The sequence below is a fragment of the Bariatricus sp. HCP28S3_F11 genome, from assembly GCF_052065395.1.
Taxonomy (GTDB): domain Bacteria; phylum Bacillota; class Clostridia; order Lachnospirales; family Lachnospiraceae; genus Allocoprococcus.
Genome location: NZ_JBQHUC010000028.1, coordinates 1 through 25,987, shown reverse-complemented (window position 1 = coordinate 25,987; position 25,987 = coordinate 1). Strand labels below are relative to the sequence as shown.

The 25,987-nt window shown below is 44.1% G+C and carries 26 protein-coding genes; 4 read left to right on the top strand and 22 right to left on the bottom strand.

What is annotated here, in order from left to right; all coding sequences use genetic code 11:
* Positions 1-55: 55 nt before the first annotated feature.
* The 10 genes from ACTNBR_RS12250 to ACTNBR_RS12205 form a co-directional block, all read right to left on the bottom strand.
* The gene (locus ACTNBR_RS12250) at positions 56-2,302 is read right to left on the bottom strand and encodes a phage/plasmid primase, P4 family (RefSeq protein WP_441018434.1); all 2,247 of its coding nucleotides are present in this window, start codon (positions 2,300-2,302) and stop codon (positions 56-58) included.
* A complete protein-coding gene (locus ACTNBR_RS12245; RefSeq protein ID WP_441018436.1) occupies positions 2,295-2,720 on the bottom strand; it encodes a DUF7768 domain-containing protein in 426 nt (141 codons plus the stop codon). Before ACTNBR_RS12245 ends, ACTNBR_RS12250 begins: the two co-directional genes overlap by 8 nt.
* A gap of 3 nt (positions 2,721-2,723) precedes the next feature.
* A complete protein-coding gene (locus ACTNBR_RS12240; protein ID WP_441018438.1) occupies positions 2,724-3,473 on the bottom strand; it encodes a phage antirepressor KilAC domain-containing protein in 750 nt (249 codons plus the stop codon).
* Between the two features lie 88 nt (positions 3,474-3,561).
* Entirely contained in the window at positions 3,562-5,490 is a 1,929-nt protein-coding gene (locus tag ACTNBR_RS12235) for a DNA polymerase (RefSeq protein WP_441018440.1), read from the bottom strand.
* Positions 5,491-5,547: 57 nt separating this feature from the next.
* Positions 5,548-5,739: a hypothetical protein gene (locus ACTNBR_RS12230; protein ID WP_278826185.1), complete on the bottom strand. Its 192-nt coding sequence runs from the start codon at positions 5,737-5,739 to the stop codon at positions 5,548-5,550.
* A gap of 67 nt (positions 5,740-5,806) precedes the next feature.
* The gene (locus ACTNBR_RS12225; RefSeq protein WP_278778867.1) at positions 5,807-6,352 is read right to left on the bottom strand and encodes a DUF2815 family protein; all 546 of its coding nucleotides are present in this window, start codon (positions 6,350-6,352) and stop codon (positions 5,807-5,809) included.
* A gap of 4 nt (positions 6,353-6,356) precedes the next feature.
* Positions 6,357-7,487, bottom strand: a complete 1,131-nt coding sequence (locus ACTNBR_RS12220; RefSeq protein ID WP_441018442.1) for a DUF2800 domain-containing protein — start codon at positions 7,485-7,487, stop codon at positions 6,357-6,359.
* A complete protein-coding gene (locus ACTNBR_RS12215) occupies positions 7,480-7,818 on the bottom strand; it encodes an rRNA biogenesis protein rrp5 (RefSeq protein WP_441018444.1) in 339 nt (112 codons plus the stop codon). The genes ACTNBR_RS12220 and ACTNBR_RS12215 overlap by 8 nt, the downstream gene beginning before the upstream one ends.
* Positions 7,811-8,014, bottom strand: coding sequence for a hypothetical protein (locus ACTNBR_RS12210; protein ID WP_441018446.1), 204 nt, complete (start codon positions 8,012-8,014; stop codon positions 7,811-7,813). Before ACTNBR_RS12210 ends, ACTNBR_RS12215 begins: the two co-directional genes overlap by 8 nt.
* An 82-nt stretch (positions 8,015-8,096) precedes the next feature.
* Positions 8,097-8,585 (bottom strand): RNA polymerase sigma factor, encoded by a 489-nt coding sequence (locus ACTNBR_RS12205; RefSeq protein WP_441018448.1) that lies wholly within the window; start codon positions 8,583-8,585, stop codon positions 8,097-8,099.
* 352 nt (positions 8,586-8,937) lie between these two features.
* Here ACTNBR_RS12205 and ACTNBR_RS12200 point away from each other — a divergent pair, with 352 nt between their 5' ends.
* Positions 8,938-10,149, top strand: a complete 1,212-nt coding sequence (locus ACTNBR_RS12200) for a hypothetical protein (protein ID WP_441018450.1) — start codon at positions 8,938-8,940, stop codon at positions 10,147-10,149.
* Positions 10,150-10,231: 82 nt separating this feature from the next.
* Here ACTNBR_RS12200 and ACTNBR_RS12195 read toward each other — a convergent pair whose 3' ends face one another.
* The 3 genes from ACTNBR_RS12195 to ACTNBR_RS12185 form a co-directional block, all read right to left on the bottom strand.
* The gene (locus tag ACTNBR_RS12195; RefSeq protein ID WP_441018452.1) at positions 10,232-10,435 is read right to left on the bottom strand and encodes a hypothetical protein; all 204 of its coding nucleotides are present in this window, start codon (positions 10,433-10,435) and stop codon (positions 10,232-10,234) included.
* 118 nt (positions 10,436-10,553) lie between these two features.
* Positions 10,554-11,216, bottom strand: coding sequence for an ImmA/IrrE family metallo-endopeptidase (locus ACTNBR_RS12190; protein WP_441018454.1), 663 nt, complete (start codon positions 11,214-11,216; stop codon positions 10,554-10,556).
* Positions 11,216-11,593, bottom strand: coding sequence for a helix-turn-helix domain-containing protein (locus tag ACTNBR_RS12185; RefSeq protein ID WP_441018456.1), 378 nt, complete (start codon positions 11,591-11,593; stop codon positions 11,216-11,218). Before ACTNBR_RS12185 ends, ACTNBR_RS12190 begins: the two co-directional genes overlap by 1 nt.
* 187 nt (positions 11,594-11,780) lie before the next feature.
* Between ACTNBR_RS12185 and dcm the strand changes: the two genes are divergently transcribed.
* The gene (dcm, locus tag ACTNBR_RS12180) at positions 11,781-13,229 is read left to right on the top strand and encodes a DNA (cytosine-5-)-methyltransferase (protein ID WP_441018458.1); all 1,449 of its coding nucleotides are present in this window, start codon (positions 11,781-11,783) and stop codon (positions 13,227-13,229) included.
* A 40-nt stretch (positions 13,230-13,269) separates the two neighbouring features.
* Here dcm and ACTNBR_RS12175 read toward each other — a convergent pair whose 3' ends face one another.
* Genes ACTNBR_RS12175 through ACTNBR_RS12160 form a run of 4 tightly spaced genes read right to left on the bottom strand, consistent with a single transcriptional unit; the run spans position 13,270 to position 18,371 of the window.
* Positions 13,270-14,202, bottom strand: coding sequence for a DUF3883 domain-containing protein (locus ACTNBR_RS12175; protein ID WP_441018460.1), 933 nt, complete (start codon positions 14,200-14,202; stop codon positions 13,270-13,272).
* Complete coding sequence (locus ACTNBR_RS12170; RefSeq protein ID WP_441018462.1) at positions 14,177-16,135, bottom strand: DEAD/DEAH box helicase; 1,959 nt, start codon at positions 16,133-16,135, stop codon at positions 14,177-14,179. Before ACTNBR_RS12170 ends, ACTNBR_RS12175 begins: the two co-directional genes overlap by 26 nt.
* A 14-nt stretch (positions 16,136-16,149) precedes the next feature.
* The gene (locus tag ACTNBR_RS12165) at positions 16,150-17,436 is read right to left on the bottom strand and encodes a hypothetical protein (protein ID WP_441018464.1); all 1,287 of its coding nucleotides are present in this window, start codon (positions 17,434-17,436) and stop codon (positions 16,150-16,152) included.
* A gap of 14 nt (positions 17,437-17,450) precedes the next feature.
* Positions 17,451-18,371: a DpnII family type II restriction endonuclease gene (locus ACTNBR_RS12160; RefSeq protein ID WP_441018466.1), complete on the bottom strand. Its 921-nt coding sequence runs from the start codon at positions 18,369-18,371 to the stop codon at positions 17,451-17,453.
* A 276-nt stretch (positions 18,372-18,647) separates the two neighbouring features.
* Between ACTNBR_RS12160 and ACTNBR_RS12155 the strand changes: the two genes are divergently transcribed.
* Positions 18,648-19,541, top strand: a complete 894-nt coding sequence (locus tag ACTNBR_RS12155) for a restriction endonuclease (RefSeq protein WP_441018467.1) — start codon at positions 18,648-18,650, stop codon at positions 19,539-19,541.
* A gap of 229 nt (positions 19,542-19,770) precedes the next feature.
* Here the strand turns inward: ACTNBR_RS12155 and rlmD are convergent, their stop codons facing one another.
* From rlmD to pcrA, 3 genes are all read right to left on the bottom strand, one after another.
* Positions 19,771-21,174 carry a 23S rRNA (uracil(1939)-C(5))-methyltransferase RlmD gene (gene rlmD / locus ACTNBR_RS12150; protein ID WP_441018469.1) on the bottom strand — a complete coding sequence of 468 codons (1,404 nt, stop codon included), beginning with the start codon at positions 21,172-21,174 and terminating at the stop codon, positions 19,771-19,773.
* A 146-nt stretch (positions 21,175-21,320) separates the two neighbouring features.
* On the bottom strand, positions 21,321-21,569 hold the full coding sequence (locus tag ACTNBR_RS12145) for a DUF4366 domain-containing protein (protein WP_427808535.1): 249 nt from the start codon (positions 21,567-21,569) through the stop codon (positions 21,321-21,323).
* Between the two features lie 135 nt (positions 21,570-21,704).
* A complete protein-coding gene (gene pcrA / locus ACTNBR_RS12140; RefSeq protein ID WP_427808533.1) occupies positions 21,705-23,936 on the bottom strand; it encodes a DNA helicase PcrA in 2,232 nt (743 codons plus the stop codon).
* 219 nt (positions 23,937-24,155) lie between these two features.
* Here pcrA and ACTNBR_RS12135 point away from each other — a divergent pair, with 219 nt between their 5' ends.
* Positions 24,156-24,464 carry a YerC/YecD family TrpR-related protein gene (locus ACTNBR_RS12135; RefSeq protein WP_427808531.1) on the top strand — a complete coding sequence of 103 codons (309 nt, stop codon included), beginning with the start codon at positions 24,156-24,158 and terminating at the stop codon, positions 24,462-24,464.
* 41 nt (positions 24,465-24,505) lie between these two features.
* Here ACTNBR_RS12135 and ACTNBR_RS12130 read toward each other — a convergent pair whose 3' ends face one another.
* Positions 24,506-25,123 (bottom strand): DUF1836 domain-containing protein, encoded by a 618-nt coding sequence (locus tag ACTNBR_RS12130; protein ID WP_427808529.1) that lies wholly within the window; start codon positions 25,121-25,123, stop codon positions 24,506-24,508.
* 39 nt (positions 25,124-25,162) lie between these two features.
* Positions 25,163-25,876 carry a phosphatase gene (locus ACTNBR_RS12125; protein WP_427819682.1) on the bottom strand — a complete coding sequence of 238 codons (714 nt, stop codon included), beginning with the start codon at positions 25,874-25,876 and terminating at the stop codon, positions 25,163-25,165.
* Between the last annotated feature and the right edge of the window lie 111 nt (positions 25,877-25,987).

The window sequence follows — 25,987 nt, the reverse complement described above, 5'->3', positions numbered from 1 at the left end:
TTAGAAAAGTTAGTAAGATAGGTAGCATAAGGTGTCACACATACCGGTATAAGGCTTATTCAAACTCAGTTTTCAGCTTTAAGCCTTTGACAAATCTGCCGTTTCTGTTTCTGAACCGTTCAAAACCGAAGGACTCAACAGCGGTATAGAAATCTGCGGAACTGCGAACATACTCACCCACCTGTAAGCAGAAGGAACGGTACTCGTTGTAAAGTTCTCCCGACTTGACCACGGCGGTATCATCAATCTCGCAGCGTTCGTTTAAAAACGCACTCATCCAGTCATTGTTTTCCTTATAGGCATCGATAGCCTCCTGAACTTTCTTGGGCGCAGCAATATGGAAGTCATCCGCAATAACCTTCTTTGCACCCTCAATCACCCAGGAGAGAATCGCACCGCCGGCCTTCTCAAACAGATAGTCGGCATAGTTCTTGATATCCGAACTGCCCTCGATCTTTGCACCGAAGGGAATCACGATGAGTCTTCGCCAGGTACCCTTATCAATTGCACCGACCTTGGGCAGGTGGTTGGTATAAAGCACAAGCGTATGGGTAGGAACATAGGAGAACGGGTCTTTGTATTTCTTCTCTGCATAGATTTCATCCGTGGAGCAGAGCTGCTTTACATTGGATGTGTTAAGTCTCATGCCTTCTTCCAATTCAGCAGCAATGAGCAGTCTTTTACCTTTTGCCTCGGCAAGTTCCGGTTTTACATTTCTGCGGCATCCGACCGTCAGCATATCCGCAGAGATATTTCCGCTATAGGTGCCAAGGACTCTCGACACCACATTCCAGAAGGTAGACTTGCCGTTTCGGCCTTCACCGTAGGCAATGATAAGTGCCTCTACATAGACCTTGCCCACTGCGGACAGACCTACGATTTTCTGGACATAGTCAATAAGGGCAGCATCGTTCTGGAAGAAGGTGTTCAGAGCATCCTGCCAGATATCCGCTCCGTCTTTTCCGGGGTCAACAGCGGTCTGCTTGGTAATGAAGTCTTCCGGGTCATGGTCACGCAAACTGCGGGTGTCCTTACGAAGGTCTATCGTACCGGACGGACAGTTCAGCAGAAATTCATCCGCATCCAGAAACTTTTGCTCAATCTCAAGCATCGGTCTTGCCTCTTTTAAGGCAGATGCGATGTATTTGGAGTCACGGCGCTTGATGGCATACTTCTTGTAATTCAGTGCATTCTCATACATCTCAAAAGAATGTGCCTGCTGACGGTTGAAGGCATTCGCTGCCTTCTTCGGACCCATTGCCACAAGGATCTCCATCGCACCGTTCTTGTTCATCTCATCCATTGCTTTCTTGATCTCTGCTTCAGCCTCTTCCAGCTGACGCTCCGTCAGTTCCTGGGAGATGCCCTGGGATTTCGGTGCGGTTTCTTCCCAAAAGCTGCCGTTGTAGACCATGTAATCGGTAGCAGGCGAAAAGCGAAGTTTTCCTTTGTACTCTCTTGCGAGTACCGTGGCCTGTCCCACATCGGAGAAATCCTCCGGCTTTAACACGCAGTCAGAGTTATAGACCTTAGGATCGATATAGCCTTCCTGCCTGGATACCTTGGTACCGAACTTGGTGGCAGAGTGCCAGATCTTATCCAGTTCGGAATCAGCCAGAGGTGGATTGCACTTTTCCGCTGTTTTCATAAACAGGGCATGAGCTTCATCCGTTGCACCGTATCTCTTGATAAGTTTTCCTGCGATATGGCTCATGGTGCTGTTTCTGCTGCCTTCACTGATTTCTTCCGTACTGGCATCAAAGTCTGCGAACTCATCGCGGTCAATAAAGTCAGCTACATTACCTGCTCCGTCATATACTTCAATGTCCGGTGAATCGGTGCCGTAAAGGAAACGAGCCTCACCCAGAGCATCCGCATCAAAATACGGGAAGAACTCCTGGATGCGTTTCTTCAGTTCCGCATAGGCTTTTCCATCCGTCATGGTCGGGATAGGGAAATACACATGGAACTTTGGTCTTGCCGCCTTGCCGTTTTTCACCTTCATGTTGTTACGGCTATAGCTGACAAGTAAGGATACATCCGGGAATGCCATCACCACATCCAAGGGATAGATCCAGTCTTTCGGATCATCGGAGTGGTCATTGTCGCAGTCCATCGGAAGGGCATCCGTTTCAAGGAAATTGTCATTGCTGCGGTAGTTGTTCTTATAAGCAGCACACACATGATCCTGCTTGATGGCAGCCACGAAAGATGCCGAGTCCGTAATGTGAGCCTTATTGGGATACACGCAGTTGGAACTGTCACCGCAGCAGTTTGCGGTATAAAGGGTAAAATCAATCATGGTTAACCTCCTTGCAGTTTCTGTCAAACCATCTGATGGTCTGCTGTCTCTTTTTTGCGATACTGATCTCATGTGCCATGCCCTTGGATATCACATCACCGAACACCCACAGTTCATTGCACTTGCCAAGCAGCACATAGTTGAAACGCATGGCATCGGCACGTTCTTTTGGATTTTCATCATCCATGAACTGCGGATACAAAAGATGCGGTGTCACCGGAATCGTATTCTGCTCGTAAGCAAAACGGCTGTACTTCCTTGCCTGATTGCTGTTGTATTCCGTATCACCGGAAAACGGAGAACAGATATAAACCAGCGGGCGAAAAGTGGACTGCTTGTCCGCCTTTGCCACATTGGTCATAGCCTCATAACTTGTCGGGTCATAGTAACCTTCTGAATTGAACTTATCGATGTTCACGGCTTACACCTCCATTTCGATCAGAGGCATATAACCGTCTGATTTCATCAGTTCGTAAATGAAGAGTCTGCCTTTCTGTGTCCAGTAGGTATGCACCTTCGTATGCGTTTCACCATTCGTACCGGGATAGGTATGAGTCTTGGTGCTGGTATAACCCTCTCGGGCATAACGCTGATATAAAAGCCAGATGTCACCCTGCTTAAACTGCACACCCTTTTCGTGGAGATATCGGTTCATCCAGATGGCAGACTTGCCGTAATCCTTGGCAATAGCAGATGTAGAAATAAGGTCTTTGCAATTCAGCACCACATCGTAGTAGCTGACCTTCGGTTTCATCTCTGTGATCTGCTGATTCTGAATAGCCACGGTTTCTGTAAGAGCCATGTTCTGCTGTGATAAAAGTGCCAGCTGCTGATTGGCAAACTGCAGTGCCCTTGCCATAATGGCCTCCGGGGAGTTCCATGCCTCTTCCACCTGGATGAAGTACTGACGGAACTTTCTGCCGATGTCAGTGCGCTGAATCATGCAGAGTTGCTTTGCCATGTCGATGGTAAGCCGATGGTTTACTGCCGGACGTCCGCCAGAACTTTCGCTCAAAAATGAGCAGAAGTCTCTGCCTTCCACAAAGCCGTACTCGCACATTCTTGGAAACCAGTCCTTGTATGCGGTCTTCACCTGCAAAGCCTCATGCAAATCACGTCCGTTCACAGTAGGGCGCTCACTGTCGTAATTGATTCTGATTAATTCGTCCATAGCGAATCCTCCTAAAAAATGAAATAGACAGAAGGACACTTCCTTCTGCCTATATGCGAAGAATCCGAATGAATCGAACCCCCTAAAATCAGTCTTTTTTATAAAAATCACATTCGTATCCGTCAGCACGGAGAAGCAGTCCTTTCGCCCAGGGAGGTGTTCTGCCCATCTGCTCACAGACTGCACTGAGGCTCATGCGACTGTCCGCTTCGATGATCAGTTCATCATGGACATGGGCAACGATACTGCAGTTGCGGAGTGTTTGCATGGCATACATGAGAATATCCCTTGCGATTGCCTGGATAGCATTCTCACAAAACTTCGGGCCATAGCTTTCAAGACGCTCCCACTTTTTTGTAGCACCCACGCCTTCATAAGTTACGGACTCACTGCCGAACTGGTTGATACCCATGCGTGGCTTCACATAGGCAAGCCGTCTGCCGGAAGGAAGTCTCATGAAAAGGAATCCACTCTCATAGATAAACTTCAGTCCTGCCACCTCAGTTGGAATGTGTTCTCTGACCGTGGTCTTCACCGCTCTGTCGATATCCCACCACAGAGCCGTTATCATCGGGTTGGCATTTCTCCATGCGTTCACCAGCGGCTGAAGCTCCTCTTCTGTAAGTCCCATCTCCAAAGCACCCATACTTTTGAGCGCACCGACCGAACCGCCGTAACCAAGTGCCAGTTCCGCAATCTTACCCTTCTGGCGGAGATGACCATTGATGCCATGTTTTTCTACCGGGACACCAAACATCTGCGATGCCGAGCTGCAGTAAATGTCCTTGCCATCGGCGAATACCTGCATTCTCCATTTCTCACCTGCAAGCCAGGCAAGGACTCTCGCTTCGATTGCAGAGAAATCTGCCACGATGAATTTCCTGCCATCCTGGGGAACGAATGCTGTACGGATCAGCTGCGACAGCGTATCCGGGATATCGTCATACAAAAGTTCCAGGGCATCGTAGTTCCCGCTTCGGACAAGTGCCCTGGCAGCTTCAAGGTCTGACATATGATTCTGCGGAAGATTCTGCAGCTGGATGATGCGCCCGGCAAATCGTCCGGTTCGGTTGGCACCGTAATACTGGAACATTCCTCTTGCCCTGGAATCCTTGCACACAGCAGTCCGCATGGCGGTGAATTTCTTCACGCTGCTCTTGGCAAGCTGCTGACGGAGGGAAAGGACATTTGCCAGATGCTTTGGTGCAGTCTTGAGTGTTTCTGCCACAGCCTTCTTGCCAAGGGTATCCATCTCCAGTCCGTTATCCGAAAGCCATCCTTTCATCTGTGCCACAGAGTTGGGATTGTCAAGGTCGGTCAGATTTTGAATCTGCTGTGTGAGACTTTTACGGCTGATGCTGTCGATGGCAATAGCCTGCTCCACAAGCGTCATATCCAGACCGATGCCGCGGTCATTGATTTCCTGGTCGAGATGGTATTCATCCCAGATGGTATCGGGAACAGGGAAACGGGACAGTTTCTTCTGGATGCTCATCTCGGTTTCCACATCACGCAGGTTATATGCCTTGAACTGCTCCCACTTTTCCATATCGTGCTGAGGAAGATTTCTGGTTCTGCCGCCATTGGTCTTGGTAGGGGCGCAGGGAACACAGAAGTATTTGATGAGATGCTTTCCCTCGGTCAGTTTCTGCTTCTCCAGTCCCAGAACTGCTCCTACTCCTTCCAAGGACAAAGGCAATCCGAGTGTTGCCGACCACACCATCGTGCAGTGCCAGCTGTCAGGGGAAAGCCAGGTATCAAGATAATTCGACAGGCATACACGCTCAAACTGTGCGTTGAATGCCCACTTGATAACCGATTCATCCGACAAGGCATCCACAATCTCCGCAGGAATCTTTTCGCCGCAGGCAAGGTCTATGACATGAACTGCTCCGCCATCCACACTGTAACCGAACAGCAGGATTTCGAAGTCAGGACTCTCGGCATATTTATAAACTCCGGCTTTCTGCAGATTCACGCTGGAGTATGTTTCGATATCAATGCTTAAATACTGCATAGCTGCTCCTTTCTATGACAAAGGCGGCAGAAGAATATCCTCCGCCGCCCGTCATGTTTACTCCGTCACATCATCCTCATGTGCAGCCTTTTTCTCTTTGCGTTTGGCAATAAAGCACTTTACCTTCTTTACTACAAAGCTAAAGAATTCGCACACTGCCCATACGATACCATTGATGGCAAGACCGTAGATCAGGCAGAAAAGGACTATCACATCGACTTGTTTCATAAATTCGTATAATTCGTTCATTACGTTCACCTCGTTATTCATTGTGGGGCAGACGGTGGCTACACCACCGCCCGCCGGGTTTATATGTTTAGGAAAGGAAATCGTCATCAGCCACAGTGCTGAAATCGTCAGTTGCAGAACTTCTGCCGCCAAGGCTTTCACCGTCACGGATCTTCTGGATGTTGCCCAGTCCGCATGCCACGCCCTTGTTACCGTTACTGTTGAACGCATAGAAGTTCAGAGATACACGTGCATAACAGCCGGAGTATACTTCATTGCGGTCAAGGATAGGCTTCACATACTTGTCCACGATCTGAGGCGGAGTTGTGCTGTTGGCATTGATGAAGTAATGACCCTTATAGGCCTCATCATCACGCTCGGTATCACCGTCACGCAAAGGAAGCTTGATAGCGGCCTTGTTAGGCTTCTTGCCGCCGAACTTGGCAACGCCCTCCTCGATTGCGGCATCGATAGCCTCATTGATAGCCTTCACTGTTTCGGTGTCAGACTTAGGGATAAGTACGGAAACGGAATATCTCTCAGGTCCGTTGTTGATGCTGGTAGGTTCCCAGCCGTGGAAATAAGAGAGACGAGTGTTTACACCTGTGATAACTTTTGTCTTAGAAATAGCCATGATATTAATCCTCCTGTTTAAATTCGTTATTGGCGTTTGTTACGTTCATTGCCGGACGCTTGTCCGTTATCGGAACCAAGGTCGGCTTACCCTGGGGTTTCACAATGAGGTCACCCAGGATCTGTTCAAATTGTTTCTTGCCCATCAGCTTCTGCATCTCCGTCATGGTGATAAGACTCTGACGGTAGATATCGGTATAGCCGTGGTCTTTGGCTGCCTGTGCGACCAGTTCTTCGTCCTTGTACTTGCGGACGGATCTGCCTTCGACAACCTTGAAGCCGTTCCACTCCTTGCCGTGGTTGACTGCCGCATCGGTGGCATAAGCCAGTATGCCGTCTGCCCACTTGGTAAGGTCAGGAAGGATAGTCAGCACTTCTTCGATTTCAGCATCTGTAAGAAGCGGCGGCATTTTGAACTCCTGCTGTGCAAGACGAAGTTTTTCTTCTGCCCTTGCTCGACAGCGTACTGCTGCCTTACAGAACTGACACCATTCGCCGGGGTGATATTCGCCCTCGCCGTTTAAGGCCATCTGTGCCTTCGGCTTCAGTTCGTTCTCTGCCCATGCTTTCAGTTCATCTACCGGGATAGTCCAGCTCTGGACATTCTCCCTGCGAGGCTGAAAGATGTGCATCGTTACTTGCTTGATGTCATACAGGCTATCGAAGATGTTCAGCGCACCGATGGAATAACACATCAGCTGCGTATTCTGTTCAGCATCCACCAAAACTCCCAGCCCGTACTTAAAATCAATAATCTGCAGGGCATCGTCCGATACGATGATGCAGTCTGCTGTACCGTAGCCGTCCGGAACATATTCCGAAAAGTCTACTTTCTGCTCAATCAGCACCATTGGGTCTTTGCAGGCCTGCTTTGCGACTTCAAGCTGCTCCAGCACATAATCCACATAACTATCGGTGTACTCCTGCATCTCGTCACTATCGTAATCGGAGACAGGCCTTTTGCTTCTTCTGCGGAGCGCTTTCTTTAACTTGTGTTCGCAAAATGCGTGGGCTGCGGTACCTTCTTCGGCGGCTGAACTGCTGCCGCCCGGAAACTCGGATTCAAGCATCGCACTTGGTGTGCAGTTCAGCCAACGGTGTGAACCGGAAGGAGAAAGAAATGCGTGTTTACTCATTTCCCAACACCTCCGCTTCAGCAAGAAGTGCCTTGTACTGTGCCGGGTCAATGTCTGACAGTCTGGTGCCGCCGTATTTTGTAATGAGTTCTCTCACTTCGGCAGTCATACCAGCCTGGCTCTTCTGACCCAGAACAGCACGGACATCTTCCAAGGTTACTTCCTTCTCAGCAGGGAGTTCCTTTACTTCCTGTGTATCAATGACCTTGGCATCGGCTTCTACTACAGTTGCATCTCTGTAGGTTTCTGCAATTGCCTCGAACACATCTGCCAGAGAGCGGATGATTCTCACCGCATCAAGAAATAAGTTGTACTTCTGATTGTTAGTCACGGTTCTTACCTCCCTCCTTCAGTTCTCGGATCTCGACAGTCTGCACCGAGTCACCGGGGGACAGGACAAGGACATTGGCCTGCTGCCCAAAGAGGAAGTCGAGCAGACGCTTTCGAATCTGCACAGTACCGCTTCTTACTACCGGGGTCGGTGTACCGCCGGGTTTTGCAATGTTGATACATACTTTGTGTTTCATTGCATTGGCTCCTTTCCGAGGGTCTTTTGTTGTATCCCTCTGTCCATATGCGAAAGGAACGGGGGAATCGAACCCCCATTTCTTAGATTTTTTTCGCAAGATTTGCAAAGATCTTTTTCAGACGGTTACGGATTGCTGCCTCGGACACGCCTTCTTCCGCTGCAATATCCACGTTGGACATGTTGCGGTAGAATTTTTTGTAGATGGTGTCTCTCTGCAGGTCAGTAAGTGTGGTAAGTGCCGCTTTGAGCCTGTCCAGCTTGTCCGAATGTTCCTGCTGTCTGATAGAGGCAAGCATCTGCTCCAATGGATCTGCATCTGTGTCGCACAGATAAGGGTTGCGGTCATCCGCATCTTCTCCTTCGCCATCGGAGTATGCCTGGTAATGAACCGGGCAGTGATAATCCTCACGACGGTCAGCATCGACCTGTTCATCATCCATCGCATGAAGCTGTGCTATGATGGTAGTGTTTTCTCCGTCTTCTCCCGGAGTGATGACGCACTTGCTGCCGTCATTGAAGTAATAAATGTAGTTGGTGCGGTTATCCGCTGCTGTTTTGAACTTTCTCATAAAGTCCCTTCCTTTCTGCCTGGTGGGCAAGAACGGTGGGACGCAAAAGGGGTCGATGGATTCCGATTCCACCGACCCCGAGCCTGAAAGTGAGCATGCTGAAATACGGTGGGTGCATCGGAGTTCTGCACAGCTTTCGCTGTTTCGGATTTCCTATATGCATCCCGCCGTCCTAATGCGCATCTCAGACGATGAGATTTTTTGAAAGCTTTGAGCCTTCAGATCACATCGCACCAAATGCGACGTCATCTGAAAGTTCAAATAGGAATATTTATTTCGTTGTGATACAATTATAAATAAACAACGTCATACGCTCTATATACCGTTTTGTATGACACAAGGAGGGATATCCATGATTACATCAGACCGAGGTTTCTTTGTAGATAATTACGTTGGTACATACCGAATCGTTGATGATAACGGAAATGCAATACTCGTATCAGAAGAGTTTCATCCAGCAAGAGAAGGTGAAAAAAAGCTAATAAAAAAGCGTTTGTTCTGTGATGATTTCAAAACCAATCAATATCTTCTGGTTGACCTAGCTAACATTGATACAAGCAAAGATGCTGAAATACTTGACTTCTGTAACAGGTATGGACTTCCGTATTCATCAGCAAAAATCAATGATCAACAGCCTGGCTACTACATAATGGGAATTGACTTTACAGAAGAAGCCTATGCGGCATGGAATCCTTATTACCGAAATGACACCATGACTAAGAGTGAGTTTTGTCGACATGTGTCTACTGCAAAACGTATGATGCAGATAAAATACGAACTTGAAAGTAAAGAGAAAAAACCTCTGGATATGCTTAAATATCTGCTCCCTCTCTTGTTGTATGACAGGTTCGCTCTATACAATTTCGATGGTGATGACCCAGAATGTCATACACCTACAACCGCCTTTCAGTACTACTTCCTATCCGTGCGTCATAAAAGCAAAACGACACAAGGAAAACTTGCTATTGATCTGCTTGATTTTTGTTCCGAAATACAAGCTATTGGAAAAAATCAAAACAAGGTTTACATTGATAAAGAACTGTCTCGCTTACTACGTAAGCCCTATATCCAAAAGCTCTATAATCTAATCATTGAAGTATGTAAACTCGATACTGCTGCTTTGAATCAGATGGAATATGATGAGTTTTTCAGTTTGACCGTTCCTTTTGATTTAGACATCCCACAAGAACTGCAACAAATCATGTATGATGTGGCCCCGTTTGTTTTGGCGGACTCCATAAATGAACTCATGCATCAGGTTCATCCACAAATGACACCTACAGCAAATGGAGAGTTTAATGTGGATTGGAATTTCAATTTCCAATTTGAAGGGTTCTGCATGGAATTATTGCTAATGATTTCTTCAAAAAACATGCTGAAAAAGTGTAAGAACCCTACCTGTGAGAAGTTCTTCACACCCAATGAAGGGCATCTTGATAGAATGTACTGCTCTCATCGTTGCGGTTCGCTTGTTGCCAAACGTAGACAACGTATGAAAGATAAAGAGAATCCGGATCGTCCACGTAATAAACCAGGATTCGCAAGTCGAAAGAATGGCAAATAAAAGCAAAAACGGCCAGGAAGTCCTCCAAAGTGAAGAACAAATCCTGGCCGTAAATCAGCTCTGCGGATTGCAGCATATTTAATTAAGCACTGTATCGGTTAATTCTGTAATGATTCCCAATTGTTCTTGTAATTACAGTCCGGCAACCATTTCGCTCTATTGTATATGGCTTCCCAATTGACAATTCAACTGTATTCATCTGCCTTTTGTATCCAACATATATCATTCCTGAACACTCCTCTATCTCACATACTTTGCAATTGTTAGCATCCCTAACTTCAAGCATTTATCTTCCTCCTTCCTTGCGTTATTCATAGGCATCGCCCTCCTTTCTTACGCAATTACGCTGTTTTGCGTAACTTAATATCAAAAAAATATACTTGCTGCTGTATTAACAGCAAGTATTATAGTAAGCCACATTCTTCAAGTCTAATGCCGACTGACTGCTTCGACACATCAAATAGTTCAGCAAGTTCAGCAACCGCTCTCCAGTTATCTTCCCCTGGAATAATCCCAACATCTTCAGCTGCTTCAATAAAAGTTGATTTCGGCATAAGGATTCTTGGGGCAATACCTACAGCTTGAGCCTCCATAATGTTTTCTTCGTCAGTCAAACCAGGAAGGTCACAGACTCTGCATTTGCAATGTTTAGCTTGCCGAGGAAGCGTATACTGTTGCATCTTATAATATAGTCTATGCTTGAACCAGTGAACACACTCGTGAGCCAATGTATTATTTCGACAACCGATATTCGTTTTCTTTACAGCCTCGGGATCAATAAGAACGGTTTTCTTTTTAAACACCTTCGTGTCATACAAACCTTCTTCTGGGTCGTATATCTCAACTGCACCATCCGTAAAGAGTGTCATACCGTAAATATCCAGTTCCTCGGATAGACAAATATACTTCACATCCAGCCCTAATTCATTTTTTGCAATGTGTTCTATCGGGACCGCCATTGGTTTCAGCAGAGCCTCTTCGCAGTACAAACTTAGAAACTCTTCTGCCACGGCATCATACTCTTCTGGCGGAATGAATGGTACTAAACTGTTTGGGTTGTAGTTCATTAGTGGCCTCCATTTCTTTTATCAATGATTTTATTAACCTCCTGCCAAAAGTCATCTCCAAGACTTTGACTCTTTGCCCTTCTTAAAGCAACTCGTGCACTCGGTAAAGCCTCATCCATGATATATTCTGGCAAGTCAGGGGATACTTGGTTTCTCTCTCTGCCTGCGAGATCAAACATTTCATTGCGTTCGTTCTCATCAAGATTTAATGCTGCAGCAATAGCCTCTAATCCATCGATATCGGGTGGATTTCTACGGCCTTTAATAATGTCAGACAAATAAGTTACTGAAACACCAAGCCTTTCTGCGATAGGCTTTAACTTGATATCTTTTTCCAAACGCTTACGAGCTATAAATGCTCCAAATTCTCCTGCCATCTTTCTTCCTCCTTTTAGCAATTACGCCATTACGCTCTTTTGCGTAATATTAATATACTACACCGATACATGTTTGTCAATGCCTACGAAAAACAAAGTCTTTCCAACTTGATTTAAGGCATTGCAAAATCAAGTTTCATGTGGTATTATTATTGACGGAGTAGAATAACCTGGAAGGAGTATGCTTATGCACGGAGGAAAACGAGAAGGTTCAGGACGCACTCCTCTCCCAGAAAGCCAAAAGAAGATTGCAAAAACCATCTATATTACCCCAACCCAAAATGATGAGATTGAACTGTATGCTCAAGGAAACAGCTTTTCTGAAAAGTGTATAGATCTAATAGAAGCACAGATATCCAGACGGAAAAGATCTGCTGATAACGAGGTTAGATTTATTGATCTCTTTGCTGGACTTGGTGGAATTCGACTTGGATTCGAATCTGCATTTCGTGAGAGAGGATTTAACCCCAACTGCGTGTTCAGTAGCGAAATAAAGGAATACGCAATCAAAGCTTATAAGAATTATTATCGAGATTCAGATGTTGCTGGAGACATCACACAAATCCCGGCTTCTGAAATTCCTGATTTTGATTTTCTTTTAGCGGGTTTTCCGTGTCAGCCATTTTCAGCTGCAGGTCTTGGTCTTGGTTTTGAAGACACTCGTGGTACACTGTTCTTTGAAATTGAACGTATTCTAAAAGAAAAGAAACCATACGGCTTTTTATTGGAGAATGTCGAAGGTCTAGTGAATCACGATAACGGAAGAACCCTTTCTATAATTGTCAATCACTTGAAACAGTTAGGATACTATGTATCTTATCGTCTTATTGATAGCCAATACTTTGGGTTGGCACAGTCAAGAAAAAGAGTATACATCGTCGGTAGTGTTGACGCCCATGTATCTCTTGATAATTTCAATGATGAAACTGCTGTGTTAGGAGATATCCTTGAAAGTGGCTTGCCTACAGTAGACTCAGAATTCACAAAGAAACTGTTCGCACACTTTACCCCAGATCAAGTTGTTGGCAAAGCTATCAAGGATAAGCGTGGCGGTGCTGACAACATCCATAGTTGGGAGTTAGGTCTTAAAGGAGACACTACTGCAGAACAATGTGAATTCTTAAACCAGTTGTTGTTAGAAAGACGCAAACGCAAATGGGCAGCTGAAATAGGAATCGATTGGATGGACGGTATGCCTCTGACAGAGGCACAGATTTCAACATTCTTCCCAAGAGAAGATTTACATGATTTTCTCACCGAACTTGTTGATATGGGGTATTTAACCTTAGAACATCCTCGAAAGAAAGAAAACGGACGTAGAGTCCCGGACGAAACAAAACCTAAGGGATACAACATCGTAGCCGGAAAGCTTTCATTTGAATTCACGAAGATTCTCAATCCAAATGATTTGGCACCGACTCTTGTTGCAATGGATGTATCTCATCTTGGAATTATCGATGGTGATGGTCTTCGTAGACTTTCAATCAGAGAAGGACAACGACTCTGTGGCTTCCCAGAAGATTATGATTTATCATTCTTAAAAGAAAGTGAAGCGTTTGATCTCCTCGGAAATACAGTATGCGTTCCTGTCATAAAAGCGATCTCTGGAAGACTTGCTGATTTGTATAGAGCATAAGAAAAACTTTGGGCATGACTTTTTAAGTCATGCCCACTTTTTATATCTTTTGAATTCTGTAAGATGCCGTATTTACCATCCAGGATTCATCATCAAATATTACGCTGTATGGATCTGAAATATACTCTGGTTCATAACCAGGTTCTAATATCCGTGAATAATCTACAAGACAAAGAATGTATTTCTCACCTTTAATCTTAGCAACATCCACTTCGTTTTCAGACCAATAAAAATGTGGCTGTCCAATATAGCACTTAACTTCTACAAACCGATCATAGGTTTCTGATTCCGCTTTGCTAAATGAGACAATATCATAACCAGCAGATACATCAATATCAGAAATTCTCTTTATTTTCCCGGCTTTAATAGGCAGTCGACTGCGCTCGATTTCAAGGACAAACTCTTCAGCCTCAAGACCACGCATGCTCTGTTCTTCTTGTTTTTGCATCAGTTCTTCAAGAGTAAATCTCTTCTTTCTAGAACGTAGCTGCGCTGTAAAGTCACTCTCATAATAATCTGTCAGACATATTTCGCCGTGTTCTTCCTTTTCCAACGCTCCCGCTGTCGTAAGAAAATTTCTTATAGCTGCATGAGAGAGTGGAAACGCAGAGCGCTTTATGCTCAAGCGTCCTTTTTCAGAATCAAACCCTATTGTGTCTGCATCGAATATACCTTCCTCAACTAGGCATTCCATACACCGCTTAATAAGGATTTTAATAACATCAACTTTCTCTGCAGAAAAAACGTTCATGCTATCATTAGGAACAACACTGCTATCAGTGACATCTACATATCCCAAATACTGCAGAAACGCAATTGCACCTGGGCAATTCAGAGTTATTCCGTTCTCAAGTGCACATCTATTCCGAATTTCAGATTGGCTTATTTTATCCTTTCCGGCAATCATTGATATCAGGAACAGTAGACCATCAACATTGCCGATTGAATTACATCTTTTTAGTTCTATTAACATACTCTGCTATCAAGGCTTTGATATCTTCATCTCCAGTCTCCAATTCCGCATTTTCAAAGAGCGGGATCGGCATACTCTCGATTATCTCACGAAGCCTTGTCTCCTTTGTGATAAGCCTGTTGTGAATTACATCATCAACAGAGTCTTCGGACAAGAGATAATAGTAATTGGTTACTGTTCCTTGTTTTAAGCCATATCTGTGAATTCTATCTTTTGACTGAATGAAGTGAGCAGCATTAAAACTACGTTCCATATAAATTGCATTGTGACACACTTTATGCAAAGAAATCGATTCAGATACTGCGAACGGATTAGCAATGATGACATTGAATGATGAATCTTCACGATGAAACTCTGAGATAATCTTCTCACGGGTTTCGGTGGTGTCATCATCTTCATCACCAGAAGAAACAGGTGTTGCACCGTACAGAGTTCTGCAGGGTATACCACAGGATTGTAAATATGCTTCAAAGTCTAAAATATTCTTTACATAAATAGCCCAAACTACAACCTTGCCTTTATTTTGGATAATGTCTTCAATTAATTCTCTTGCCTTTACAAATTTTGCAGGTACTTCATTTGCAGAATATTGCAAAATGTCATTTATTAAGGAATTATCCTCTTCGACAACTTCCGGGTCAAAGTCCTCAAAGGACGCGAAGTTCTTTAATGGCACCGTTAACAGGTTGGGGTTTGTAGCAGCTTGCATCAATCGAATTAATCGAGCCTTTACTAGATCCTGTCTGAAACTGTTATCCCTGTTTGATACAATTTCACCCATATATCGTTTTTCAATTACATCGTAAATACGCCTTTGGGTATCACCCATACGAACTATTATAGGCGCATGTTCAGTTGCCGCCGGAATACCTAAATCACTCTTCTTAACACGAATGAAAAACGGCTCTACAGCACGAAGCAAGGTATCAACACGAGGATCGTTCTCAGCTTTACTCATATCTTTTAGCTGATACACTTCGAAAGGAATAACTTTTTTTGTTGGCCAAATGAATTTATATAAGTTGTAAAGATCCTCATATCCATTTGGTGCAGGCGTACCCGTTAAGACCACTCTTGAAGAACAAAAAGTAGCAATGTCAAGTACACCGGTAGCTGTGATGCCACCACTCGTATTCTTAATCTTATGTGCCTCGTCTAGTACCACCATAACCTTGTTGTTACGAAGAAAATAAATCAGTTCTTCCTTCAAAGATGGTACAGACGCATACGAAAGTAATGTGATTTTTGCGGGGTCTAAAGAATATAAATACTGTTTCTTATCATCCAAAGACACCGAGCCGTTCAAACGCTTTGTTGATGGTTTTTCTCCAAAACACTCTTCGTATTCTAATTCCCACGGTCCAAATGCGCTTAACGGAGATATTATCAATAGCTTATCAACATACTTTTTATCGGTCTTATCAAGATTTGATAGATACGCAAATGCACCATATACCACGCTTGTTTTACCAGCACCTGGTACTGAAAAATTACACGCATTCTGTGCAAAAGCCAAGTGGTAAGCCGACAAAAGCTGAAGTTCATACAAACTTCTATTTTTTAGGTTTCTGCTTACCGAATCTATAAAAGCTTGAAAATCAACACGATTACAGTGATTATCTCGAATCAATCGTGCTTTTTCCGCAAATTCAGCAAACTTTTCTTCTTCCATTGCATATTGGTTTACTGCCTCGGATACGCTTCCAGAATAAATCAATTCAGCCGAAATATATTCGCAGACCTTTTTCAGCCTGTCTATTGTTTTATTCAAGTCATCCTCTACATCAATAACTAAGGCTTCCTGCACTAGGCTATAGTGCAGGTTATCCTTAATATATCTGGCAGATCTTCGGTTAGAAAAGATTGCCTCTATGTCTCCAGTAATGATAAGGCTATTGCTATTTTCTTTTGATTCAAGATATAGCTTCCTCATACACTACGCTTCCTTTACATTCCAAGTATTTCTTTAAACTTCGCCACGAACTCATCCAAAGTAGTTACGCACCCCTTGACGCTGCTATCGTTCAAGAAACTCGGCTGGTCAACATCTACTACCTCAAGAGCCTGGCAGGCTTTAATTAACTGTTGGAGAGGTTTAGCAGCATTTGCATGGTTATTAAGCTGATCCAGACAACGCACAAAGTTCTCTTCAAAATCGTCTCCGACCTTCTGCTGCCACTTCTTATCTCTTGCTTTTAATGCACGAGATAAATCTGGAGGATTGGTAGCCATAATGTCCTCTACAGAGTCTTCCTGAATAGAATCAGTTGCTTCAAAATGGGCATCCCTGAATGTCTCCCAAACTTCCTGCTTCGCAAAAAAACTTGATGCAGGTTTTTTTGCTGTAGGCGCCGTAATAATATTTCTGAAAAGAGTCTGTTCAAAGCCAGAGCGAATGTAGTCAAAAGCAATAAGTTTCAAATCCGAAACATCAGCGTCTGGATCATAAGCCCACATGGACGGGACTCCCGCTTTGTACTTTTTGAGAGCTGAATCCAGTTTTAAGAATGAGTCCTCATTCTTATCGAGCTGCGTATACATTCCTGAATAGCCATATTCGTCAAGATACTCATCCATCAATTTCAATGCAGAAAGCATGGTACGAACCTCTCCAGGTTTGCAGTCCATCATTCCAGCAATATCATCATCGGTAAATCCAGCGTCCTTAAGGTCTTTGCACTTCAAATACTTTTCGATAGGATTATAATCGACCTTTGCGTCTTCACCCATCTGATATGTAGTCTCGAGTGCAAGAATTTCTTTTTTATCTGCATCCTCCGGCAGGATGATGGCAATAAAGTACTGACAATGGCTCTTATCCGTATACGGGATATCGGCATCTGCCATTATATTATTAAGTAAACTTGCTCTTCTATTTCCATCGATAATGATACCATCTGCAGTTACGATACCGTGCTTTTGCTGATGTTCCTTAAGAAGACGTGCCTTCGTTTTCTTGTTAGCTTCCGGCTTTGATTCCCATAAAAACTTCTCAATCAGCGCCTTATCTGCAGAATCCTCTGGATTGAGAGTGTGGTTCTGTCTCTCATAGGATTTAACTACACTACCAATACGACCGTTGTAAGGGTTGTACACAAGATATTCCAACGGAATTGCATATGCATTCAAGGTGATGATGCTGTTATGGTAGGTGATAGGAATACCTGTGCGAACTGCGGTACCCGGATTATCAGTGAATTCTTTTAATTTAGCTTTTCTCTCCTGTGCATTCATTCAAAAGCCCTCCATTAAAAATCTGAAATATGAGCGTCTATGATATCTTCTAACGTTCCAAGATTCTGAAAATTCAATACATAATCAGAACAACGATGTATCTCTCTCATGTCCGCTTGGCGGCCAATCCAGCCAGCACCATCAAGGAAATTAACGAACACGATATTTCGACCTGCCGCCTTTTCTCTACTTAAGACTTCAACAGTTTTTCTTGCTGCCTCTTTCTTGCTACCTTGGCTACTTGATGTAGTAACGCTGTAGGAGACATCAATAATCAGTTTAGGCTGCATTGGGCTCTCCAAAACAAAACTAACTGCTCTGTCCAACAGTGGCACCCGTACGTTCTTCTGATACTCCAACCCATGCTTTGCACAAACACGTTTGATTTCTCTCTCGATATCCGCAAGAACTGCATCACCAATACCATTACTGTATCTTCCTTCTAATCCACGCTTAACCAGCTGTCGCACAAGGCTTTCATCCTGCAGTTTTTTAAGTGTGGTTTCATCCATTGCCATGTTTTCCAGATAGAAAGCTGGGATACAAGCCTTCATCTTCTCATCATTTTTGCCGTTCCAGATGAGATTCAAAATACTCTCCATCATAGCTGGACTTTCCATCATCGCAGTTCTTATTTTTCCAAGACTCCATTCTGTGGCAAAAACAAAACCTCTGTCTTTTCTAATCATTGATACCATACGCTTAAATCGTTCTACAGAAATCTCTGCAACAGAGGTAAGATTATCCAAGGCATCTTTGTGGTCAATAATATATTGTTTAAGACTTTCTTTATCCTTAATAGTTCTGAGGCCAACGGAGATATCTGCCGTTTTTGACCTTACTTCTTCTTCGATTTCTGCTTCATACTGGTCATTCATATAGAACATTGTTGTCGAGTTAAAAAGTTCATCGTAAGTAAGCTTCTTTGCTGACATAGCTGATCCTCCTATCTTTCATAATATACACATTATATCACCGATGTGTGTAAATGGCAATATTAAAATTACACTTTTCTGCGGAATTTTGTGAGAACCTAAAATTTCGTTCTCCGCTGTATTTACGAGGGACCTTTTTCCGCCATTACGCTGTTTTGCGTATTTGTTAAAGGTATGATTGGATAATAGAAGACGAATCTACAAATCTGTGATCTTGATCTTTGAAGCCTAGTGCTGTATAATTGTAATTAATTATGCCGTAAAGGAAGTGATCATGTGCGAAACAAAATAGACAGCCGAATTCCACGATACAATAAGTTAATAATGCCTGCCTTTACCGCTTTGAAAGAACTCGGTGGTTCTGGAACTAATGATGAAATTCTCAACCAAGTAATTAAAGACTTAAACATCCCGGATGAGGTTGCTGATATTACGCACATGGGAAAAGTTAACCAAAGCGAGTTGTCTTATCAGTTAGCTTGGGCAAGAACCTATCTTTCTAAATACGGAGTAATTCAAAATAGTGCCCGTTCCGTATGGTCAATCACTCCTGAATTTGTAGGTGTAGATGTATTAGATGAAAAAGAAATTGTGGCTTCAGTAGTTAAAAAGAATGCAGAAAAGCGGAACAAAGCTACAACTACAACCACGACAGATGATATCCCTGAAGATGATGACCCCACTAACGATGACGAAGAATATCCAGATGAAATTAAACCTTGGAAAGAAAAGTTAGCTGAAATTCTTCAATCAATGAACCCATATGGGTTCGAGAGATTGACACAACGAGTCCTTCGTGAATGTGGCTTTTCGCAGGTAGAGGTAACAAAAAAATCTGGAGATGGTGGAATTGATGGAACTGGAAAACTGAAAATCAACGGGATTTTCAGTTTCAATGTTGCATTCCAATGCAAACGATATAGCGGTGTTGTCGGTGCACCAGACATTAGAGACTTTCGTGGTTCTCTAACCACAAACATAGAAAAGGGGCTCTTTATCACAACTGGTACTTTCTCAAAGGCAGCTAGAGAAGAAGCTTGTAGCCCCGGAAAGCAGCAAATCGACCTCCTGGATGGCGAAGAGTTCATTAACAAACTTACTGAATATGAAATTGGAGTTCATCCAGTAACTACCTACGCTATTGATGAAGAGTTCTTTAAGAAAATATAAAATTAGCTGATCACTATACAGGTGGTCAGCTTTTTTAATATTCCTATCCACTCAACCCTCCGCAAAGTCTTTCTGTCAACTCAACCTTAGCCATTTTCATCCTGTCAACTCGACCTCTGATTTCGGCGGTTGATTTGTTCTCAAAAAGAAAAAATCCGGGTATCCAGGCAACCCACATAAGGTTGTCCGAATACCCGGAAATGCTTTATTTTAAGTCTATTTACACTATTTACTTCTGTACCTTTGACAGCAATACTACTGACTCGACATGATAAGTCCCAGGAAAAAGATCCACGCACCCAATCCGTTCCACCTGATACCCTCTCCCCTGCAGCATTTCCAGATCTCTCGCCACACTGGTCGGCTTGCATGCAATATACACCATCTTCTCCACACCAAAATCAATGATCTTCTCCAGCGCCTTCGGGTGCACGCCGTCTCTGGGCGGATCCAGCACGATCAGATCCGGCACTTCCCCGAGGTCATCGATCACCTTCAGCACATCGCCTGCCCAGAAGGTACAGTTATCGAGCCCGTTCATTTTCGCATTTTCCTTTGCCGCTTCCACTGCTTCTTCCACGATCTCCACACCAACAACTTTTTTTGCAACCGGCGCAAGGATCTGGGCAATGGTGCCGGTTCCGCTGTAGAGATCGAAAATCACCTTATCTTTCGTCTCGCCGACATAGTCTCTTACCTTTTCATACAGCACTTCCGCTCCCAGGGAGTTGGTCTGGAAGAAGGAAAATGGTGTGATCTTGAACTTAAGTCCCAGGAGTTCTTCGTAAAAATAATCCTGCCCATACAATATTTCCGTTCCTTCATCTTTCACGACATCCGCCAGGCTGTCATTTTTCGTATGAAGAATTCCGGCTATCGTCCCGTCCAGTTCAAGGGCTGTCAGGCAATTCACCAGTCCCCTTTTATCCAGTTCATACTCTGTCGTTGTCACAAGATCGATCAGGATTTCCCCTGTCTTTACCGCTTTTCTGACCAGTAGGTGGCGATAGAATCCTACATGACGCATGCGGTGGTAGTATGGAAGGCCTGTCCCTGCGGCAAATTCCAGCACGGCGGCAAGGATTTTCCGGTAATCTTCATCTACGATCCGGCATCCGGTCACAGGGACGATGTCATGAAAGCTTCCCCGTTTATGCATTCCAAGTGCAAGCGGACCGTCTTTGTACTCATCTCCGAAGGAGAATTCCATCTTGTTCCGGTATGCTTCCCGCACCGGGCTTTCTGCGACGCCTTCCCAGATATAGTCTCCATTTACCGCTGAATCCATCATGTTTTTAATCTGTGTCGCTTTTAAGCGGATCTGTTCTTCGTAGGGGAGATTCTGATACGTGCAGCCTCCGCAGCCTTTTTGAAAATCGTCTCCTTCTGCAGATGGCATCTGGCAGAAATGTGGGCACATCGGTTCTATCTCAATCGGGGACGGTTCCAGTACCTGAAGGAGTCTTCCTTCTGCCTGCCCTTTGCGGATTTTATTCACTGCAAAGCTCACCTTCTGCCCTGGCAATGTGTTTTTAACAATCACGTTTTTCTCTTCCCCATCTATTCTTGCAATCCCTTTATTTGGAAATTCTACTTTTTCAATCATTCCTTCCAGAATCTGTCCTTTTTTCATCGTACACCTCTAAAAATACTATTCTATTCTAATATACTTGTTCTAATCAACAATGCAAATTTCTTGGCATAAGCAAAGCTCAGGCATGGCAAAAAACAAGACAGGAACCTTTCTCTCAATTCCTGCCTCGCTTTACTCTTTTCAACTTACTGTACTTCATCCTCGTCACTGAAGAAATCTTCATCGAAGTCATCGTCGAAATCTTCATCGAAATCTTCAAGATAATCCGGGGTAAAGAAACAATATACTGCATATGCGATTGCTGCAACTGCTGCGACTGCTCCTACAATAGCCAGAACCCAGAGAATCGTCTTCTGAGCCTTATCCTCTTCCTCTTTCTTGTGGATTAAGTCATTCAATTTTGTTGTAGCAAGCATTTCTTCTATTCTGCTCATGCCTTCACATCCTTTCTGCCATTCACTCAGAGTTCTTACACTGAGTATCATACGCTCATCAATATGAAATTATTATATCATTCCCGTTACTAAATTTCTACCAAATTATATCATTTTTAGAAATTCTTTATCGTTCTATTCGACTTTTTCCAGTTTTGCAAACATAGCAAACATCTTCTTTACACCGGCCGTATCGAACTGAACCGTCACCTCGTAATCACGTCCGCCTTCGGTGATCTGTGTCACCGTTCCTTCACCGAATTTCATATGACGCACCCTGTCTCCTACACCGTAAGAAAGTCCCTCACTCTTCTTGACCTGGAACTGTTTCGGTGCGGCATAGGCATTCTTGTGGAAATTCATCACAGCCTGCTGATATGCTGTCCGCTTTGCCTCTTCTGCCTTTTTCTCTTCTTTGTGGAAGACTTCTCCGGTAGATAAAAGTTCCGGTGGGATTTCCTGCATAAAACGGGACATCCTGTTATATTGTGTCTCGCCCCGGACCATCCGCCGTCTTGCGCAGGTGAGGGTCAGTTCTTCCTTCGCCCGGGTGATTCCCACATAACAGAGTCTTCTTTCTTCTTCGATATCGGACGGATCATCCGAGGTAACAGACATATAACTTGGGAAAAGTCCATCCTCCATGCCTGCCAGATAGACATGCGGAAATTCCAATCCTTTCGCACTATGCAGGGTCATAAGAACCACGTAATCGGTATCCTCGTCAAGACTGTCAATATCGGCTACCAGTGCGACTTCTTCGAGAAATCCGGACAAAGTAACTTTCGTTCCCTCTGCTTCACATAATTCCTCGTATGCTATGATTTTATTCTTGAATTCTTCGATATTTTCAATACGACTTTGTGCCTCTTCATCAGTATCAGCCTGCAGTTCTTCCACGTACCCGGTCAGCTCGATGATCTCATCCATAAGCTTGGAAATGCTCATGTTTGCGCTTTCGGCTTTCAGCTGTTCGATCAGCGCCACAAAGGATTCCAGCTTCCCTGCGCTTCGCCCAATCGCCGGAATACTGTGTGCGCCAACCAGCGCATCATAAAAGCCGATCTCACGCTCTGCGGCATACTCCTGCACGCGGTTGATCGTGGTCAGGCCGATTCCCCTCTTCGGCACATTAATGATCCTCCGCACAGCCAGGTCATCTCTTCCGTTATCAATGGTTTTCAGATATGCAAGAAGATCCTTGATCTCCCGTCTGGCATAGAAATTGATGCCGCCCACAATCCGATAGGGCACATTGGATACGACCAACTTTTCTTCAAACATACGGGACTGGGCATTGGTACGATAGAGAACCGCAAAGTCATGATAGCTTCGTTTTCCTGAATTTACTTCATTTTTTATATTGTTTACTATGTATTCCGCCTCATCAAATGCCGTATCAAACTGGCGGAACTGAATCGGCGTTCCCAGACCGTTCTGGGTCCAGAGCGCCTTCGCCTTACGTCCTTTGTTGTTGCGGATCACTGCATTTGCCGCATCCAGGATCGTCGTCGTGGATCGATAGTTCTGTTCCAGCTTGATGACCTTCGTATTCGGAAATACCTGTTCGAAATTCAGAATATTCTTAATATTTGCCCCACGGAATTTGTAAATGGACTGATCATCGTCTCCGACTACACAGAGATTCTTGTATTTCCCCGCAAGGATACTCACAAGCATGAACTGTACTGTATTGGTATCCTGATACTCATCCACCATGATATAGCGGAATCGTTCCTGATAGCTCTCAAGAACATCCGGCTGTGTCTGGAAAAGCTGAACCGTCTTTAGCAGCAGATCATCAAAATCCAGCGCATTGTTTGCCCGCAGCTGTTTCTCATATTCGGTGTAAGCCTGCGCGATCTTCTTCTGCATATAATCGCCCTCTGCCCTCAGTGCAAATTCCTCCGGTGTGACCATCTCATCCTTTGCCGATGAGATTGCCCCGAGAATGGTTCTTTCTTTCAGCATCTTGGTGTCGATCTTCAAATATTTACACACATCTTTCATCAGAGTCTTCTGATCATCTGCGTCATAGATCGTAAAGTTGGTATCATATCCCAGACGGTCAATGTATCTTCTCAGAATCCGGACGCACATGGAATGAAAGGTGCTCACCCAGATGCTCTCTGCCCCGAATCCTACGATGGAATCCACTCGCTCCCGCATTTCTCCTGCCGCTTTGTTGGTAAATGTAATCGCCAGTATATTCCAAGGATTCACTCCTTTTTCTTCAATGAGATATGCGATTCGATGTGTCAGCACTCTCGTTTTTCCCGAACCTGCTCCCGCAAGGATCAGAAGCGGTCCTTCTGTATGGCAAACAGCCTCTTTCTGCTGTTCGTTTAATGAATCATAAATACTCATATTCTACATCCTTTTCTGCAGCCGCTTGTCACAGCCTGTCTTTTCCTGTCTAATCTCTGCCTTCGCAGACGTACTTTTTATTATAATATAAAATCCTTCAATTGTCTCTTGTTTTTTCAAGAATCCCTACATACAAATGGAACTTAAGAAAATATTTATAGACTTTAAAAATTTACTGTGTTAAAATGGTATGGTCAATAAAGATACGGAGGGATCATCATGAGCCGGAAAATTAGAACTGAAGCTGTTGATTTTTTATTTGATGCTGTTTTAAGTCTGAAAAACCGCGAAGAATGTTATACTTTTTTTGAAGATGTCTGCACGGTAAATGAACTGTTATCACTCTCACAGCGCTTCGAAGTAGCGAAGATGCTGAGAGAACAGAAGACTTATCTGGAAATCGCAGAAAAGACAGGAGCTTCTACAGCGACGATCAGCCGTGTAAACCGTTCACTGAATTATGGAAATGACGGATATGACATGGTTTTCGCCCGCCTTAGCAAGGACCCGGAGGCAACTGAAGAATAAAAGTGAGAAGAAACAGGACGCCTGGGGAAAGCGTCCTGTTCTTATTTTTTATGCTTTTTCTTATTTTCTTCATGTTCCGGAAATCCGTCAATGAGCTTTTCAATCAGCTGCTTTTTAATATATACGTCAAAACTCAGATTACAGATAAAGGCGAACATCTGGAGATACTCCCTTTCTTCTTCCGGTGCATCTTTGAAAGAATCTTCAGCGATCTTGTACAGCTCGCCGACACTTTCCTGCGTCTGTCCGACCCTGCCCTTCTCCATCTGACAGATTTCTTCATAAACGCGCTCCATATCCAACTCGGATTCCGAGCCGAAATATCGGCTGATCATGGGTTCGAGCAGAGTTCCGATATCCTTGATGGATAAAATACTCTTAAAATAATAAATAAAGATCAATACCAGCAGATGTTCCTTGGTGTATTTCTTCTTCACCGGCGGAGGAAGGAGGTCATTTTTCGCATAATTATTGATCATTGTCTTCGTCAGGATCTTGTCATCCGGATACCGCTTCGTCGTCTTAAGCTGTTCCTCCATGAAGGTCGTTACCTGATCCATATAGAGATCAATATTCGGGATATCAGCAGGTTTGATATAATCGATCCTTCCGATACTCTCCATAATACTGTTCAGTAAATCTTCCGTGTCAATTGTCATATTTCTCACCTCAATATATTCATTATATAGTAATGAAAACTAGATGGCAAGTATTTTTTCCAGCCTCTCAAGGGATGTATTTACCACCAGTTCTTCCGGGAATTCGCATTCTTTCAAAACTTCCATCGCCAGATCAAATCCTGCCAGATCCACATCCACGTGGGCATCGCTTCCAATGGAGATCGGCACCTCATATTTTTTACAGAGACGCAGCATTTCCAGATCATTTTCCCTGGTATTCACACGGAATCCTCCCGGACGGAGGGAACTGTTATTCAGTTCCAGAAGCGTGTGCGTCTCTTTCGCCTTCTTTACGATTGCTTCATAATCTACCATAAATCTACCATCATCCGGATGCCCGATAATATCAATATGCGGGTTCTCCATTGCTGCAAGATATGCGTTTGTAATATCCTTTTTCGTCTTTGCCCCTTTATAGCACGGCGGATGAATACTGGCAATGACCAGATCCATTTCCGCAAGAACCGAATCCGGGAGATCCACACTTCCGTTCTCATCCAGTATATTGGCTTCCGTTCCAAGGAAGAGCTTTACGCCGCATTGATTTCTTGGAACGACACGCAGATTCTGAAAATAGAACAAATGGCAGCTTCCGGGCATGTCCGGCGCATGATCCGTCAGTGCGATCGCCTCCAGTCCTTTATCCGCAGCCGCCTTTGCCATTTCTCTTATCGTATTATATGCATGTCCACTTGCCAATGTATGTGCATGTGTATCTAAAACAATCTTCATCCTGAATTATTCATGAGCATATAAAAATGCTCGATACTACAAAACCTTGAACCAGCTCCCATGAAATCAATCGAGTTATCCACAAAAATGGGTAGACTATCCCCTTGAAAT

Bases quoted from the DNA above. Each gene is read 5' to 3' on its own strand.
- ACTNBR_RS12200 (WP_441018450.1), top strand. From the start codon at position 8,938: ATGATTACATCAGACCGAGGTTTCTTTGTAGATAATTACGTTGGTACA.
- ACTNBR_RS12235 (WP_441018440.1), bottom strand. From the start codon at position 5,490: ATGCAGTATTTAAGCATTGATATCGAAACATACTCCAGCGTGAATCTG.
- ACTNBR_RS12185 (WP_441018456.1), bottom strand. From the start codon at position 11,593: ATGGCAGGAGAATTTGGAGCATTTATAGCTCGTAAGCGTTTGGAAAAA.
- ACTNBR_RS12175 (WP_441018460.1), bottom strand. From the start codon at position 14,202: ATGTTAATAGAACTAAAAAGATGTAATTCAATCGGCAATGTTGATGGT.
- ACTNBR_RS12210 (WP_441018446.1), bottom strand. From the start codon at position 8,014: ATGAAACACAAAGTATGTATCAACATTGCAAAACCCGGCGGTACACCG.
- ACTNBR_RS12125 (WP_427819682.1), bottom strand. From the start codon at position 25,876: ATGAAGATTGTTTTAGATACACATGCACATACATTGGCAAGTGGACAT.
- ACTNBR_RS12195 (WP_441018452.1), bottom strand. From the start codon at position 10,435: ATGCTTGAAGTTAGGGATGCTAACAATTGCAAAGTATGTGAGATAGAG.
- ACTNBR_RS12190 (WP_441018454.1), bottom strand. From the start codon at position 11,216: ATGAACTACAACCCAAACAGTTTAGTACCATTCATTCCGCCAGAAGAG.
- ACTNBR_RS12135 (WP_427808531.1), top strand. From the start codon at position 24,156: ATGAGCCGGAAAATTAGAACTGAAGCTGTTGATTTTTTATTTGATGCT.
- ACTNBR_RS12160 (WP_441018466.1), bottom strand. From the start codon at position 18,371: ATGTCAGCAAAGAAGCTTACTTACGATGAACTTTTTAACTCGACAACA.
- ACTNBR_RS12230 (WP_278826185.1), bottom strand. From the start codon at position 5,739: ATGAACGAATTATACGAATTTATGAAACAAGTCGATGTGATAGTCCTT.
- ACTNBR_RS12250 (WP_441018434.1), bottom strand. From the start codon at position 2,302: ATGATTGATTTTACCCTTTATACCGCAAACTGCTGCGGTGACAGTTCC.
- rlmD (WP_441018469.1), bottom strand. From the start codon at position 21,174: ATGAAAAAAGGACAGATTCTGGAAGGAATGATTGAAAAAGTAGAATTT.
- ACTNBR_RS12130 (WP_427808529.1), bottom strand. From the start codon at position 25,123: ATGACAATTGACACGGAAGATTTACTGAACAGTATTATGGAGAGTATC.
- ACTNBR_RS12220 (WP_441018442.1), bottom strand. From the start codon at position 7,487: ATGAGTAAACACGCATTTCTTTCTCCTTCCGGTTCACACCGTTGGCTG.
- ACTNBR_RS12205 (WP_441018448.1), bottom strand. From the start codon at position 8,585: ATGAGAAAGTTCAAAACAGCAGCGGATAACCGCACCAACTACATTTAT.
- dcm (WP_441018458.1), top strand. From the start codon at position 11,781: ATGCACGGAGGAAAACGAGAAGGTTCAGGACGCACTCCTCTCCCAGAA.
- ACTNBR_RS12225 (WP_278778867.1), bottom strand. From the start codon at position 6,352: ATGGCTATTTCTAAGACAAAAGTTATCACAGGTGTAAACACTCGTCTC.
- ACTNBR_RS12240 (WP_441018438.1), bottom strand. From the start codon at position 3,473: ATGGACGAATTAATCAGAATCAATTACGACAGTGAGCGCCCTACTGTG.
- ACTNBR_RS12145 (WP_427808535.1), bottom strand. From the start codon at position 21,569: ATGAGCAGAATAGAAGAAATGCTTGCTACAACAAAATTGAATGACTTA.
- pcrA (WP_427808533.1), bottom strand. From the start codon at position 23,936: ATGAGTATTTATGATTCATTAAACGAACAGCAGAAAGAGGCTGTTTGC.
- ACTNBR_RS12165 (WP_441018464.1), bottom strand. From the start codon at position 17,436: ATGAATGCACAGGAGAGAAAAGCTAAATTAAAAGAATTCACTGATAAT.
- ACTNBR_RS12170 (WP_441018462.1), bottom strand. From the start codon at position 16,135: ATGAGGAAGCTATATCTTGAATCAAAAGAAAATAGCAATAGCCTTATC.